11 protein-coding genes are annotated in these 14,762 nt (G+C 68.8%); 4 read left to right on the forward strand and 7 right to left on the reverse strand.

Features of this window, described 5'->3' with window-relative positions; genetic code table 11:
• Positions 1-90 precede the first annotated feature (90 nt).
• The 7 genes from AB0F62_RS33370 to AB0F62_RS33400 form a co-directional block, all read right to left on the reverse strand.
• Positions 91-1,203, reverse strand: coding sequence for a dipeptide ABC transporter ATP-binding protein (locus AB0F62_RS33370; RefSeq protein ID WP_361808041.1), 1,113 nt, complete (start codon positions 1,201-1,203; stop codon positions 91-93).
• Positions 1,196-2,251: an ABC transporter ATP-binding protein gene (locus AB0F62_RS33375; protein ID WP_361808044.1), complete on the reverse strand. Its 1,056-nt coding sequence runs from the start codon at positions 2,249-2,251 to the stop codon at positions 1,196-1,198. The genes AB0F62_RS33370 and AB0F62_RS33375 overlap by 8 nt, the downstream gene beginning before the upstream one ends.
• Positions 2,252-2,262: 11 nt before the next feature.
• Entirely contained in the window at positions 2,263-3,225 is a 963-nt protein-coding gene (locus tag AB0F62_RS33380; protein ID WP_361808048.1) for an ABC transporter permease, read from the reverse strand.
• On the reverse strand, positions 3,218-4,150 hold the full coding sequence (locus AB0F62_RS33385) for an ABC transporter permease (protein ID WP_361808051.1): 933 nt from the start codon (positions 4,148-4,150) through the stop codon (positions 3,218-3,220). Before AB0F62_RS33385 ends, AB0F62_RS33380 begins: the two co-directional genes overlap by 8 nt.
• 154 nt (positions 4,151-4,304) lie before the next feature.
• Entirely contained in the window at positions 4,305-5,942 is a 1,638-nt protein-coding gene (locus tag AB0F62_RS33390; protein WP_361808054.1) for an ABC transporter substrate-binding protein, read from the reverse strand.
• Between the two features lie 659 nt (positions 5,943-6,601).
• Complete coding sequence (gene typA / locus AB0F62_RS33395; RefSeq protein ID WP_018561433.1) at positions 6,602-8,497, reverse strand: translational GTPase TypA; 1,896 nt, start codon at positions 8,495-8,497, stop codon at positions 6,602-6,604.
• A gap of 326 nt (positions 8,498-8,823) precedes the next feature.
• Positions 8,824-10,581 carry an ABC transporter family substrate-binding protein gene (locus tag AB0F62_RS33400; protein ID WP_361808058.1) on the reverse strand — a complete coding sequence of 586 codons (1,758 nt, stop codon included), beginning with the start codon at positions 10,579-10,581 and terminating at the stop codon, positions 8,824-8,826.
• Between the two features lie 354 nt (positions 10,582-10,935).
• Between AB0F62_RS33400 and AB0F62_RS33405 the strand changes: the two genes are divergently transcribed.
• Genes AB0F62_RS33405 through AB0F62_RS33420 form a run of 4 tightly spaced genes read left to right on the forward strand, consistent with a single transcriptional unit; the run spans position 10,936 to position 14,761 of the window.
• Positions 10,936-11,229, forward strand: coding sequence for a hypothetical protein (locus tag AB0F62_RS33405; RefSeq protein WP_361808061.1), 294 nt, complete (start codon positions 10,936-10,938; stop codon positions 11,227-11,229).
• Positions 11,230-11,238: 9 nt separating this feature from the next.
• Positions 11,239-12,084: a hypothetical protein gene (locus AB0F62_RS33410; RefSeq protein ID WP_361808064.1), complete on the forward strand. Its 846-nt coding sequence runs from the start codon at positions 11,239-11,241 to the stop codon at positions 12,082-12,084.
• Positions 12,084-13,997, forward strand: a complete 1,914-nt coding sequence (locus tag AB0F62_RS33415; RefSeq protein WP_361808067.1) for a fumarate reductase/succinate dehydrogenase flavoprotein subunit — start codon at positions 12,084-12,086, stop codon at positions 13,995-13,997. Before AB0F62_RS33410 ends, AB0F62_RS33415 begins: the two co-directional genes overlap by 1 nt.
• A complete protein-coding gene (locus AB0F62_RS33420) occupies positions 13,994-14,761 on the forward strand; it encodes a succinate dehydrogenase/fumarate reductase iron-sulfur subunit (RefSeq protein ID WP_361808070.1) in 768 nt (255 codons plus the stop codon). The genes AB0F62_RS33415 and AB0F62_RS33420 overlap by 4 nt, the downstream gene beginning before the upstream one ends.
• Position 14,762: the final 1 nt, after the last annotated feature.

Below are 14,762 nucleotides of genomic sequence, written 5' to 3' on the forward strand. Positions count from 1 at the left end.
AGAGCCCGACGAGTTCGCAGTTCTGGACGTTGCCGCGGTTGGTGTAGTCGGTGATGTGGGGCGCCCCTCGGGAAATGCTGCGGCCGGTACTCAGTTCACCGCGTGGACGACGTCCTTCTCCTCGGCGAAGTGGCACGCCGACTCGTGCGCGGCCGGGGTGTCCTCGCCGTTGAAGCGCTGCGGGATGGCCAGCAGCGGCTCCTCGGTGGCGCACCGGTCCTGGGCCTTCCAGCACCGGGTGCGGAAGCGGCAGCCGGACGGCGGGTTGGCCGGCGACGGGACGTCACCGCTCAGGATGATGCGCTCGCGGTGCTCGCGCGCCTCCGGGTCCGGCACCGGCACCGCCGAGAGCAGGGCCTGGGTGTACGGGTGGGTCGGGTGGTCGTAGATCTCGGTGTCGGTACCGATCTCGGCCATCTTGCCCAGGTACATCACGCCGACGCGGTCGGAGATGTGGCGGACGATCGACAGGTCGTGCGCGATGAAGATGTAGGACAGGTTGAACTCGTCCTGCAGCTTCTCCATCAGGTTGATGACCTGCGCCTGCACGGAGACGTCCAGCGCCGAGACCGGCTCGTCGCAGATGATGATCTCCGGGTTGAGCGCCAGGCCGCGGGCGATGCCGATGCGCTGCCGCTGACCGCCGGAGAACTGGTGCGGGTACCGGTTGATGTACTCCGGGTTCAGGCCGACGACGTCCAGCAGCTCCTGCACCTTGCGGCGCCGGTCGCCCTTCGGGGCCACCTCGGGGTGGATGTCGAAGGTCTCGCCGATGATGTCGCCGACCGTCATGCGCGGGTTCAGCGAGGTGTACGGGTCCTGGAACACCATCTGGATGTTCCGGCGCACGGCCTTCAGGGCGCGGCGGGACAGCTTGGTGATGTCCTGCCCCTTGTAGAAGACCTCGCCGGCGGTGGCCCGCTCCAGGTTCATCAGCAGCTTGGCGACGGTGGACTTGCCGCAGCCGGACTCGCCCACGATGCCCAGGGTCTCGCCCTGGTACAGGTCGAAGGAGATCCCGTCGACCGCCTTGACGGCGCCGATCTGCTTCTTGAAGAGGATGCCCTGGGTCAGCGGGAAGTGCTTGACCAGGTTGCGCACCTGGAGGATCGGCTCGCCGCGCTTGACCGGCTGGGCGAGCGCGGCCTCGACCGCCGCCACCTCGTCGGAGACGGCCTCGTCGTTCTTGGTGACGTCAGCCATGGATCGTCTCCTTCCAGAAGTGGCACGCGCTGCCGCGGCCCGGCAGCTCGCTGCCGTCCTGCTCGGTCACCCGGTGCAGCATGGGGACCTCGGTGCGGCAGATGTCCTGCGCCATCTCGCAGCGCGGGTTGAAGGCGCAGCCGGTGGGGATGCGCAGCAGGTTGGGGGGCAGACCCTTGATCGCGTAGAGCTCCTGGCCCTTCTGGTCCAGACGCGGGATCGACTCCAGCAGGCCCTTGGTGTACGGGTGCGCGGGGCGCTTGTAGATCTCGTGGACCGGCGCGGTCTCGACGATCCGGCCCGCGTACATCACGGCGATCTTGTCCGCGACGTCGGCGACGACGCCGAGGTCGTGGGTGATGAGGATCAGGCCCATGTTGTACTCGCGCTGCAGCTCCGCGAGCAGGTCCATGACCTGGGCCTGCACCGTCACGTCGAGCGCGGTGGTCGGCTCGTCGGCGATGATCAGCTCCGGCTCCAGGGCCAGCGCCATCGCGATCATGATGCGCTGGCGCATACCGCCGGAGAACTGGTGCGGGTAGTCGTTGACCCGCTCCCTCGCCGCCGGGATGCGGACCCGGTCCATCATCTCGATGGCCTTGGCCTTGGCGTCCTTCTTGGACAGGCCCTGGTGGACCCGGAACATCTCACCGAGCTGGTAGCCGACGGTGAGCACCGGGTTCAGCGAGGACAGCGCGTCCTGGAAGATCATCGCGATCTTGCGGCCGCGGATCTTCCGGCGCTCCTCGTTGGACATCTTGAGCATGTCCCGGCCCTGGAAGAGGATCTCGCCCTGCGGGATCTTGCCGGGCGGCATGTCCAGGATGCCCATGATCGCCTGCGCGGTCACGGACTTGCCGGAACCGGACTCGCCCAGCACCGCCAGGGTCTCACCGGCCGACACCGTGTAGTTCACACCGTTGACGGCCTTGGCGATGCCGTCGCGGGTGTGGAACTCCACGTGCAGGTCGCGCACTTCCAGCAGCGGCGCGGCGGCGTCCCCGGTACGGGGCGCGGGCACGTCCGCGGTCTTGTCGATGGTGGTCACGTACGCCTCCCTCAGCGCAGCTTGGGGTCGAGGGCGTTGCGGACCGCATCGCCGAGCATGATGAACGCCAGGACCGTGATGCTCAGCATGATCGACGGGTACAGCATGATGTGCTGCGCCGTACGGATCTGCTGGGCACCGCCGGAGATGTCCTGGCCCCAGGAGACCACGGACGTGGGCAGACCGAGGCCGAGGTAGGACAGGGTCGCCTCGGCCGAGATGTAGCCGCCGAGCGCGATGGTGGCGACGACGATCACCGGGGCGACGGCGTTCGGAAGGATGTGCTTCATCAGGATCCGCGTGGTGCTCGCGCCCAGCGCCTGAGCGGCGTGCACGTAGTCGGCCTGCTTGATCGTGATCACCGAACCGCGCATGACGCGGGCGATCTGCGTCCAGCCGAGGAAGGCCAGGGCGCCGGAGACCACCCAGACGGTGCGGTCGGTGAAGGAGTTCAGGACGACCAGCGTGCCGAGCAGGAACGGGACCGCGAAGAAGATGTCGGTGATCCGGGACAGGATCGTGTCGACCATGCCGCCGAAGTAACCGGCGATCATGCCGACCAGCCCGCCCAGCACGGTGACCAGCAGGGTCACGCTGACGCCGACCGTGATCGAGGCCCGGGTCCCGTAGATCACACGGGCGAAGACGCTGCGGCCCTGCACGTCGTAGCCGAGCCACCCCTCGGAGAAGACCTTGCCGTACTCGGGCTTGCCCAAGTAGTGGTTCCGCAGGTCGGAGTAGGTCGGCGAGGCGTTGGTGAACAGGCCCGGGAAGACCGAGATCACCAGCAGGAGCAGGATCAGGATCCCGGAGACCACGAAGTAGGGGTTGCGGCGCAGGTCCCGCCAGGCGTCGCCCCACAGGCTGCGCGCCTTCTCCGCCTTGGGCTCGACCGCGATGACGCCGGCGGCGTCCGCGGCCGTGGTGGCCGCGGGGTCCGCGTTCTCGACGGCGGTCTTGGTGACGTCAGGCATAACGGATCCTCGGGTCCAGGACCGCGTAGAGCAGGTCGACGATCAGACTGGTGAAGAGGAAGATCAGCACCAGGACGGTGACGAGGCCGACCAGCGTGGTCCCCTCGCGGCGCAGGATGGACTCGTAGATCGTGCCGCCGACACCGTGGATGTTGAACAGGCCCTCGGTGACGACCGCACCGCCCATCAGGGCGCCGATGTCGGTACCGAGGAAGGTGACCACCGGGATCATCGAGTTGCGCATCAGGTGCACGCCGACCACGCGGCGCCGGGGCAGGCCCTTGGCGACGGCGGTCCGCATGTAGTCGGCGCGCAGGTTCTCGGCTATGGAGGTACGGGTCAGACGCGCCACGTACGCCAGCGAGAGGCTGGCCAGCACGATGGCCGGCATCAGCAGCTGGCTGTAGTTGGTCTCGTCCTGGACGTTCGGTGTCATCCATCCGAGCTGGAACGCGAAGACCAGCTTGAAGATGAAGCCGAGCACGAAGACCGGGACCGAGATCAGCAGCAGGGTGAAGATCAGGACCAGCGAGTCGGCGAGCTTGCCCGCCCGCATGCCGGCCCAGACACCGAGGGCGATGCCCACGACCAGTTCGATCGCGAAGGAGAGCCCCGCGAGCCGGAGCGTCACCGGGAAGGCCTCGGCGAGCACGTCCCGCACCGGCCGACCGCTGGCAATCTGGTTGCCGAAGTCGAAGTGCAGAAGGATGCCCGTCATGTAATCCCAGTACTGCTTCAGGATCGGCTGGTCGAGCCCAAGGTCGTGACGGATCCGCGCCACGGTCGTCGGATCCGCGCCCTTGTCACCGAAGAGCGCCCGTACGGGGTCGCCGGGGAGGGCGTAGACCATGAGAAAGATGAGCAGAGTCGTCCCGATGAAAACCGGGATCATCTGGAGCAGTCGCCGCGCGACGTAACGCCCCATCGTGCCTCCATGTCAGTCGCTGTGGCAGCAGAGACGGGCCCTTCCCCCGTCCTCCTCTTCGGGAAGACGGGAGAAGGGCCCCCCAGCCTTTGCCTGCACCCCCTGCGTCCGACGTCTCCGTCAGCCCCGCAGCGGCGTGCTCACTACGCGATGGTTACTTCTTGACCTCGACGCCGGTGAGGATCGGGTCACCGTTCTGGGCGTACTGAACGTTGCTGACCTTCTCCGAGTAACCGGCGTTGACCTTGTAGTACCAGAGCGGGATGGCGGGCATGAGCTCGACCATCTTCTTCTCGGCGGCCTGGTACTCCTTGACCGACTCGTCGAGCGTAGCCGCGGTGTCGGCCTTCTTGATCATCGCGTCCAGCTCCTTGTTGGAGAAGCCGGACTGGTTGCCCGCCGAGGTGGTGCCGTAGAGGTCACGGATGAAGTTGGCGTTCACGGGGTAGTCGAGCACCCAGCCACTGCGGTAGATCGACTTGACCTCGTGGGCCTCACGGGCGTCCAGGTCGCTCTGGAAGTCGGCCTTGGAGTCGCCGGAGCACTTGACGCCGGTCGCGTTGGTGATGCTGTTGCAGACGGCCTCCACCCACTCCTTGTGGCCACCGTCGGCGTTGTACTGGATGGAGATCTTGTTGCCGGGGACGCCGCCGCCGGCCTTGATGAGCTCCTTGGCCTTCGCGGGGTCGTACTTGAAGACGTCGCCGCCCACGTTGTCCTGGTAGCCGAGCACGCCCTTGGCGACGAAGCCGGTGGCGGGCTCACGGGTGCCCTGGAGAACCGTCTTGGTGATGGTGTCGCGGTCGATCGCCATCGACAGACCCTGGATGACCTTGGGGTCGACCTTCTTCCACTGCTTGGAGTAGAAGGCCGGGACGATGGACTGGATGGCGGAGTACGCCTGGTCCACGGCGCGGTCGCCGAGGTCGTCGCGGTAGACCGGGAGGTCCTTCGGGCCGATCTGGCGCAGGACGTCGACGTTGCCGGACTTCAGGTCCTCGTACGCAGCCTCGAGGCCGGTGTAGTTCTTGAAGATCACACCGCCGTTCTTCGCCTTGTCCGGGCCCTTGTAGGCGTCGAAGCGCTTGACCTCGATCTGCTTCTTGTGGTCCCAGCTGACGAACTGGTACGGGCCGTTGCCGACCGGGTTCTCGCCCGCGGCCTTCGGGTCCTTGTAGAAGGACTCCGGCAGCGGCGAGAACACCTCGTAACCGAGCTTGTACACGAAGTACGGGATCGGGGTGGTGAGCTCGATGGTGAAGGTCTTGTCGTCGACGACCTTCAGGCCGGACATGGCGTCGGCCTTCGGCTTCGCACCCTCCTTGGCCGGGTGGACGTCCTCGAAGCCCTTGATGTCCGCGAACCACGACGCGTTGGTCTGGGCGTTGTTGATGTTGGCGGCCCAGTTCCACGCCTTGACGTAGGACTCCGCGGTCACCGGGGTGCCGTCGTGGAAGGTCCAGCCGTCCTTCAGGGTGACCGTGAAGGTCTTGTTGTCCTTGGTGTCCACCGACTTGGCGTTCACCATGACGATGTTGCCCTTGGGGTCGTAGTCCACGAGCTGCGCGAACAGCGAGCGGACGACGATGCTGCCGTTGGACTCCATGGTGTTGGCAGGCTGCAGGGGGTTCTGCGGCTCGCCGACCTCGACGGAGAACTTGCCGTTGGGGTTGACGCCGCCAGCGTCGTTGTTGCTGCTGCCCTTGTCCCCACCGCCGCCACCGCAAGCGGTAGCAGCCATGGCGACGATGATCGCACCTGCGACCCAAGTGGCGCTCTTGGCACCGCGCATGGGTTTGCCTCCTCAGGAGTCACTGTTCTTACGTGAAAGGGCCGGCCTCACTGACACCCCTGACAGTGATACCGGTCACCTGTGCTCGTGAGTCGGCGCTCCCCATAAGCGCTTGGACCCATTGACCCGAGCTCAACGGCTCCAACTATCGGTCACGTTGGGCCTCCGAACCACACACTTACGATCTCGTTTTGGTCACAACCGGTCCAAAACAATCCCGCAATTCGGACATTTGGATTGTAGACAGACACCGACGAAACGGACTTGTAACACAAGTACCGGTGAACTGCGTCCGTTATCCGGACGTCGCCGGACTGAAAACCAGTTGCCCTCAAAGCGCGTAGATTCCCGGCGAATCTACGTGCCTGACGGGCCGACAGGGAACGAGCTGTCGCGCCCACGCCACTGGCGCAACCGCGACACATCGCCATCCCCGGGGCCGATCCGCGCACAGTGGGCGCCGGACCGGTGAGTTCGGTCACACCACACCCGGAAAACCGCTTCCGACGTGACCCGTTTCACGGAAATGATGCCGATATCGCCGGGCCGGCGGGCGCCCGGGAAAGCGGACCGGCCGCCCCCGGAGGACCGGGGACGGCCGTATCGGCGTCTCCACCGCCGCGGGCGTGGGTCCGCGCCGGGGCGCGGACCCACGGGCCTCAGCGCTTGGCGCGGGACGCGGTGCGGCCGCGCTCCTTCTGGTCCAGGACGACCTTGCGGATACGGACCGTCTCCGGGGTCACCTCGACGCACTCGTCGTCGCGGCAGAACTCCAGCGACTGCTCCAGGGAGAGCTTGCGCGGCGGGACGATCGCCTCGAACGAGTCGGCCGACGAGGACCGCATGTTCGTGAGCTTCTTCTCCTTGGTGATGTTGACGTCCATGTCGTCGGCGCGGGAGTTCTCGCCGACGATCATGCCCTCGTACACCTCGGTGCCCGGCTCGGTGAAGAGCACGCCGCGCTCCTGCAGGTTGGTCATCGCGAAGGCGGTGACGGCACCGGCACGGTCGGCGACCAGGGAGCCGTTGTTGCGGGTGACCAGGGGGCCGAACCACGGCTCGTGACCCTCGTGGATGGAGTGGGCGATGCCCGTGCCGCGGGTGCCGGTCAGGAACTCGGTACGGAAGCCGATCAGACCGCGGGACGGCACGACGAACTCCATGCGGACCCAGCCGGAGCCGTGGTTGGACATGTTGTCCATCCGGCCCTTGCGGGTGCCCATGAGCTGCGTCACGGCGCCCATGTGCTCCTCGGGCACGTCGATCGTGATGCGCTCGACCGGCTCGTGGACCTTGCCGTCGACCTCGCGGGTGACCACCTGCGGCTTGCCGACGGTCAGCTCGAAGCCCTCCCGGCGCATGGTCTCCACCAGGATGGCCAGCGCCAGCTCACCGCGGCCCTGCACCTCCCAGGTGTCGGGGCGCTCGGTCGGCAGCACGCGGAGGCTGACGTTACCGATCAGCTCGCGCTCCAGGCGGTCCTTGACCAGACGCGCGGTGACCTTGCGGTCCTTGACCGCCGACTTGTCGGCGCCCTTGCCGCCGGGGCCCCGGCCGACCAGCGGCGAGGTGTTGGCGCCGATGGTCATGGAGATCGCCGGCTCGTCCACCGTGATCAGCGGCAGCGCGATCGGGTTCTCCGGGTCCGCCAGCGTCTCGCCGATGGTGATGTCGGCGATACCGGCGACCGCGCAGATGTCGCCCGGGCCGGCCTTCTCGGCGGGCTTGCGGGTGAGCGCCTCGGTCATCATCAGCTCGGTGATGCGGACGTTCGCGATCGAGCCGTCGCGCTTGATCCACGCGACGGTCTGGCCCTTCTTGAGCTCGCCCTGCTCGACGCGGAGCAGCGCGATACGGCCCAGGAAGTTGTCGGCGTCCAGGTTGGTGACGTGCGCCTGCAGCGGGGCGGCCTCGTCGTACACCGGGGCCGGGACGTGCTCGAGCAGCGTGGAGAAGAACGGCTCCAGGCTGTCGCTGTCGGCCGGGACCGTGCCGTTCTCCGGCTTGGTCAGCGAGGCCACACCGTCACGCGCGCAGGCGTAGACGATCGGGAACTCGATCTGGTCCTCGTCCGCGTCCAGGTCCAGGAACAGGTCGTACGTCTCGTTGACGACCTCGTCGATCCGGGAGTCCGGGCGGTCGGTCTTGTTGATGCAGAGGATGACCGGCAGCTTCGCGGACAGCGCCTTGCGCAGCACGAAGCGGGTCTGCGGCAGCGGGCCCTCGGAGGCGTCCACCAGCAGCACGACCGCGTCGACCATGGACAGGCCGCGCTCGACCTCGCCGCCGAAGTCGGCGTGGCCGGGGGTGTCGATGATGTTGATCGTGATGGGCTCGCCGCCACCCTTGGGGTGGTACTTCACGGCCGTGTTCTTCGCGAGAATGGTGATGCCCTTCTCGCGCTCCAGGTCGTTGGAGTCCATCATCCGGTCGTCCAGATGCTGGTGCGCGGCGAAGGCTCCGGCCTGCTTGAGCATGGCGTCCACCAGCGTCGTCTTGCCGTGGTCGACGTGGGCGACGATGGCGACATTACGAATGTCGTTGCGCGTGGGCATACTGGGGCGCTTCTCCCGGGTAGGTAGGTGGGGCGGCATACCCTCGTCGGCACACCTGCCCGCCGGGCGAGTCAAGCCACGGCCTCACCCCATGGTACGGGGCCCGGACGGCAAGGGCCGCCCGGGCATGATCATCCGGGGTCGATCGGAGCCCGCGGCGGTGGCCGCGCGGCTCCAGGTCCACGTCGGGCCGCCGTGTGTTCGCAGCAGATGTGCCCCTTCTCACGACGACGCTCCACGGCAGACCCCCGGGCCATGGCGGGAACGCCATGGCCCGGGGCGGCGCCGCGAAGGCACCCGGGGAACGGGTCAGCCGGGAGGGAAGGTCACTTCCTGAAGCCGATGTCCTGGAAGCGCGGGGTCGCGAAGCCGAACGCGCCCGCGTTGAGGACGTTCTTGCGCAGGGCGACGAGCTCCGGGCGCTGGTAGAGGGGGATGGCTCCGGCGACGGCCCAGATGCGGGCGTCGGCGCGGGAGGCGTAGTCGCGGGCCTTGGCCGGGTCGAGCTCGGCGGCGGCCTGGTCGAAGAGCTGGTCGATCCGGTCGGTGCCGAGCCGGGGGTAGTTCTGCTCGACGACCAGCGACCCGTCCGGGGCGGGCTCGGGCTTGGCGAAGATCGGGCGGGTGTCGGTCGCGGGGAAGGCGGTGCCGGGCCAGCCGTAGAGGGCGAGGTCGAAGTCGCCGGCCGCGACGTGGTCGCGGAAGAAGCTGTCGTCGGCGACCTTCTGCAGCTCGGTGCGCACGCCGATGCCCGAGAGCATGGTGGCGATGCGGTCACCGACCGCGTTCAGCGTCTGCGAGGACCGGGGCAGGACGAAGCGCAGCGTGAGCGCCTTGCCGTCCTTGCGCAGCACCGTCTTGGCGGGCTCGACGACGCTGACCTCGACCTTGTGCGCGGGCGCCGCCTGGTTGCGCTCGGCCGCCCCCGACCCCGCGCCTCCCCCGATGCCGGAGACGAGGGCGGTGCGCTGCCAGCCCGCGCCGGCGAGCAGGGCCCGGGCGGCCTTGGTGTCGGCCGTGCCCAGGGCGGAGCTGTTGTCGGCGTACCCGGCCTGCGAGAGCAGCAGAAGGTGGTTGCCGAGCGGTTCGTCCGGCAGGCCGAGCGGCGCGAGGACGGACTTGGCGATGGCCCGGCGGTCGATCGCGCGGGCCACCGCGTGCCGCACCCGTTCGTCGGCGAGGGGGCCCGTGGAGCCGTTGAGGGCGAGCTGGGTGTAGGAGGCGGCGCGTGTGCGGTAGACCGCCACGTTCTTGCCGGTGACGTCGCGGTCGACCTCCGCCACGTCCAGCGCGCCGGAGGCGAGCGCGGCCGCCCGCTCGTGCGCGGGTGTGGCCGTGAACTCCAGCCGGCTCAGCTTGGGGCGGTCGCCCCACCACTTCGTGTTGCGGACCAGGGTGGCGGTGGTGTCGTTCACGCTGCGGACGGCGAAGGGCCCGCCCGCCACCGGCAGGGAACGGCGCGCGCTCTCGTTGAACGCCTTGGCGGAGCCGGTGACGGCCTTGGGGTAGAGGGGGGTGAACAGCGACTGCCAGTCCCCGTACGGCTTGCCGAAGGTGATCCGCACCTCATGGGCGTCCTTGCCGGCCGTGACGGAGGAGATCCGGTCGTATCCGGCGTTGCGCGCGGTCCAGTACGCGTCGTCGGTGCCGCGCAGCGCCTTCCACTGGGCGGCGAAGTCGGCCGCGCCGATCGCGCGGCCGTCGCTCCACACCGCCTTGGGGTTGAGCCGGTACGACACGACCTGGCTGGGCTCGCTCCGGACGATCTTCGCCGACCGCAGCAGATCGGTGTCCAGCTGGGGGCGGCCCTTGCCGTCCAGCCGGAACGTCGCCGGCAGCACGGCGCCGGCGACCAGGGCGGTGGTCTCGTTGGCCCCGGCCTGGAAGGCGTTCAGGGTGCCGGGTGCCGCGTCCACGGCCCAGCGCATGGTGCCCCCGTCGCGTACCCCGTCCCGGGGCGCCGAGGCGAGGTCGGTCCCCGCGAGGGGGTCGTCCTTGCCGGCGGAGCACCCGGCGAGGGCGGCGACCGCGGCGGCGAGTGCCACGGCGGTCGCGGAGCGGATCAGGGTGACGCTGCGGGCCATGCGTGCGTACCTCCGCGAGGGGGGCCATGATCACAGGGCGGTCTATTTGCCGCTTATCGCACCTACTGAAAGCCATTCCGCGACCCCGGACACGATCGACACGGCGCGTGTGCCCGCCCTCCCACCCGCCCGGCGCAACGCGCGCCCGGTTCCCGTCGCGCCCCCGCACCGCTGCCGCCGCAAAGGCGCACTCCCTTCGGGGGGAATCGCGCGCCACGGCGCGTTGGAGCGGAGCGCACGCCACCCGTAGGGAGGAGAATCGCTGCAGATCTCTTCCCAAGCGCGACTGTGACGCGCGACACTCGCTGGGCGCTAGCGTCGTGCACCCGCAACGTGGCGGAGGTGAGGACAGCCATGTCCCTGCAGGACGATCTCTCATCGGTACAGCGGCGACTCGACGAACTCGGTCGGGCCGTGTCCAAGCTGGAGCAGCACATCGGCGACAGCCTGGACATGAGGCGCGTGCGTGCCGACACCAAGCACCTCAGCGACGACCTCGCGCTGCTGCGCGACAGCGTCAGCACCACCCCGGCGGGGCAGAAGCCGCGCCAGGAGATGGTGACGATCCCGGATACGCCGTACGACCCCAGTCTCTGGTCCGGCGCGGAAGACGAAGGGCTGGGGGCGCCGGACCGCCGAGCGCCCTAGGAGTAGTCCTTGGCCACCGACACACAACCGCCCGCTCCACCGACTCCACCCGCACCACCCGCGCGCCACGGCGTCCTTTCCGCCGGGCGCGCGGCCATTCCGGCACGACATCTGCGCACCGACCACTGGTGGCTGCAGCCGCTGCTCACCGCGCTCGGCCTGGGCGCCTTCGTCGTCTACTCGACGTGGCGCGCCTTCGCGAACGCGCACTACTACGCCGAGCCGTATGTCTCGCCGTTCTACTCGCCCTGTCTGGGCTCGAACTGCGTGGACATGCCGCTGGGCGCCCGCTGGCCGCTCTTCGGCGACTGGTGGGGGCTCTCCCCCGCCCTGCTGGTGCTGATCTTCCCGCTGGGCTTCCGCCTGACCTGCTACTACTACCGCAAGGCGTACTACCGCGGCTTCTGGGCCTCGCCGCCCGCGTGCGCGGTGGCCGAGCCGCACGAGAAGTACACCGGTGAGACGCGGTTCCCGCTGATCCTGCAGAACATCCACCGGTACTTCTTCTACTTCGCCATCCCGGTCGCCGGGATCCTGACCTACGACGTCGTGCTCGCCTTCCGGGACGAGCACGGGGCGTGGGGCCACATGGGCCTGGGCACCCTGGTGCTGCTGGTGAACATCGTCCTGATCTGGGCGTACACCTTCTCCTGCCACTCCTGCCGGCACATCGTCGGCGGCCGGCTGCGGCACTTCTCCAGGCATCCGGTGCGCTACCGCATGTGGTCCTGGGTGGGGCGGCTCAATGCCCGCCACATGCTGCTGGCCTGGGCCTCGCTGGTGAGCGTGGCGCTCGCCGATCTCTATGTCTATCTGGTCGCCAGTGGGGCGTTCGACGATCCGAGGTTCTTCTGATGGCACAAGTCGAACGGCACGCGTACGACGTCGTCGTGGTCGGCGCGGGCGGGGCGGGGCTGCGCGCCGCCATCGAGGCGCGCGAGCAGGGCATGCGTACCGCCGTGATCTGCAAGTCGCTCTTCGGCAAGGCGCACACGGTGATGGCCGAGGGCGGCATCGCCGCGAGCATGGCCAACGTCAATCCGCACGACAACTGGCAGGTCCACTTCCGCGACACCATGCGCGGCGGGAAGTTCCTCAACCAGTGGCGGATGGCGGAGCTGCACGCCCAGGAGGCGCCGGACCGGGTGTGGGAGCTGGAGACCTGGGGCGCGCTCTTCGACCGCACCAAGGACGGGAGGATCTCCCAGCGCAACTTCGGCGGCCACGAGTACCCGCGGCTGGCGCACGTCGGCGACCGCACCGGCCTGGAGCTGATCCGCACCCTCCAGCAGAAGATCGTCTCGCTGCAGCAGGAGGACCACCGGGAGCACGGGGACTACGAGGCCCGGCTGAAGGTCCTCCAGGAGTGCACGGTCACCCGGGTGCTCAAGGAGGACGGCCGCGTCTCGGGGGTCTTCGGCTACGTCCGCGAGTCGGGGCGCTTCTTCGTCATCGAGGCGCCCGCCGTGGTGCTGGCGACCGGCGGCATCGGCAAGTCCTTCAAGGTGACGTCGAACTCCTGGGAGTACACCGGCGACGGGCACGCGCTCGCGCTGCTGGCCGGGGCGCCGCTGATCAACATGGAGTTCGTGCAGTTCCACCCCACGGGGATGGTCTGGCCGCCGTCGGTGAAGGGCATCCTCGTCACCGAGTCGGTGCGCGGCGACGGCGGGGTGCTGCGCAACTCCGAGGGCAAGCGGTTCATGTTCGACTACATCCCCGACGTGTTCAAGGAGAAGTACGCGCAGAGCGAGGACGAGGGCGACCGCTGGTACGAGGACCCGGACAACAACCGCCGGCCGCCCGAGCTGCTCCCCCGCGACGAGGTGGCCCGGGCGATCAACTCCGAGGTCAAGGCCGGACGCGGCTCCCCGCACGGCGGGGTGTTCCTGGACGTGTCGACCCGGCTGCCCGCCGAGGTGATCCGGCGCAAACTCCCCTCGATGCACCACCAGTTCAAGGAGCTGGCGGACGTCGACATCACCACCGAGGCCATGGAGGTCGGCCCCACCTGTCACTACGTGATGGGCGGGGTGGACGTCGACCCCGACACGGCCGCGGCGACCGGGGTGCCCGGGCTGTTCGCCGCCGGCGAGGTGGCCGGCGGTATGCACGGCTCCAACCGGCTGGGCGGCAACTCCCTCTCCGACCTGCTGGTGTTCGGCCGCCGGGCGGGCCTGCACGCGGCCGAGTACACGGCCGCGCTCGACGGCACGCGTCCCGAGGTCGCCGAGTGGCAGGTCGACGCCGCCGCGGCGGAGGCGCTGCGCCCGTTCAGCGCGGAGGCCGAGGCCGTGCCCGAGGGGGCGCCCGAGAACCCGTACACCCTGCACCAGGAACTGCAGCAGACGATGAACGACCTGGTCGGCATCATCCGGCGGCAGAACGAGATGGAGGAGGCGCTGACCCGGCTGGACGCCCTGCGGGTGCGGGCGCGGCGGGCCGGCGTCGAGGGGCACCGCCAGTTCAACCCCGGCTGGCACCTCGCCATCGACCTGCGGAACATGCTGCTGGTGAGCGAGTGCGTGGCCCGGGCGGCACTGGAGCGCACGGAGTCGCGGGGCGGGCACACGCGGGACGACCACCCCGAGATGGACCGCCGCTGGCGCAAGCTCAACCTGGTCTGCCGACTCGAGGACCCCGCCGACGCGTTCGGCCACGTCGCGCTCGACCGGCGCGAGGCGACCCCGATCCGGCCCGATCTGCTCGCGCTCTTCGAGAAGGACGAGCTGCTGAAGTACCTGACGGACGAGGAGCTGGACCGGTGAGCACGTACACGGCGCACTTCAGGGTCTGGCGCGGCGACGCCGACGGCGGCGAACTGCGGGATTACCAGGTCGAGGTCCACGACGGCGAGGTGGTGCTGGACATCATCCACCGGCTGCAGGCGACCCAGGCCGGGGACCTGGCCGTGCGGTGGAACTGCAAGGCCGGCAAGTGCGGCTCGTGCAGCGCCGAGGTCAACGGGAAGCCGCGGCTGATGTGCATGACGCGCATGTCGGTCTTCACCCGCGAGGAGACCATCACGGTCACCCCGATGCGCACGTTCCCCGTGGTGCGGGACCTGGTGACGGACGTGTCCTTCAACTACGAGAAGGCGCGCGAGGTGCCGTCCTTCGCCCCGCCCGAGGGGCTGGCGCCCGGCGAGTACCGGATGTTCCAGGAGGATGTGGAGCGCTCGCAGGAGTTCCGCAAGTGCATCGAGTGCTTCCTGTGCCAGAACACCTGCCACGTGGTCCGTGACCACGAGGAGAACAAGAAGGCGTTCGCCGGTCCGCGCTTCCTGATGCGGGTGGCCGAGCTGGACATGCACCCCCTGGACGCGGCGGACGAGCAGGGCCTCGACCGCAAGCGGTCCGCCCAGGAGGAGCACGGGCTCGGCTACTGCAACATCACCAAGTGCTGCACCGAGGTCTGCCCCGAGCACATCAAGATCACCGACAATGCGCTCATCCCGCTCAAGGAGCGCGCGGTGGACCGCAAGTACGACCCGCTGGTCTGGCTCGGCAACAAGATCCGGCGCCGCTCCTGAT

It is taken from the genome of Streptomyces sp. NPDC026673 (genome assembly GCF_040638135.1).
Taxonomy (GTDB): domain Bacteria; phylum Actinomycetota; class Actinomycetes; order Streptomycetales; family Streptomycetaceae; genus Actinacidiphila.

Excerpts from the sequence above, each read along its gene's own strand:
- AB0F62_RS33370 (WP_361808041.1), bottom strand. The coding sequence starts at position 1,203 with ATGGCTGACGTCACCAAGAACGACGAGGCCGTCTCCGACGAGGTGGCG.
- AB0F62_RS33380 (WP_361808048.1), bottom strand. The coding sequence starts at position 3,225 with ATGCCTGACGTCACCAAGACCGCCGTCGAGAACGCGGACCCCGCGGCC.
- AB0F62_RS33385 (WP_361808051.1), bottom strand. The coding sequence starts at position 4,150 with ATGGGGCGTTACGTCGCGCGGCGACTGCTCCAGATGATCCCGGTTTTC.
- AB0F62_RS33390 (WP_361808054.1), bottom strand. The coding sequence starts at position 5,942 with ATGCGCGGTGCCAAGAGCGCCACTTGGGTCGCAGGTGCGATCATCGTC.
- typA (WP_018561433.1), bottom strand. The coding sequence starts at position 8,497 with ATGCCCACGCGCAACGACATTCGTAATGTCGCCATCGTCGCCCACGTC.
- AB0F62_RS33400 (WP_361808058.1), bottom strand. The coding sequence starts at position 10,581 with ATGGCCCGCAGCGTCACCCTGATCCGCTCCGCGACCGCCGTGGCACTC.
- AB0F62_RS33405 (WP_361808061.1), top strand. The coding sequence starts at position 10,936 with ATGTCCCTGCAGGACGATCTCTCATCGGTACAGCGGCGACTCGACGAA.
- AB0F62_RS33415 (WP_361808067.1), top strand. The coding sequence starts at position 12,084 with ATGGCACAAGTCGAACGGCACGCGTACGACGTCGTCGTGGTCGGCGCG.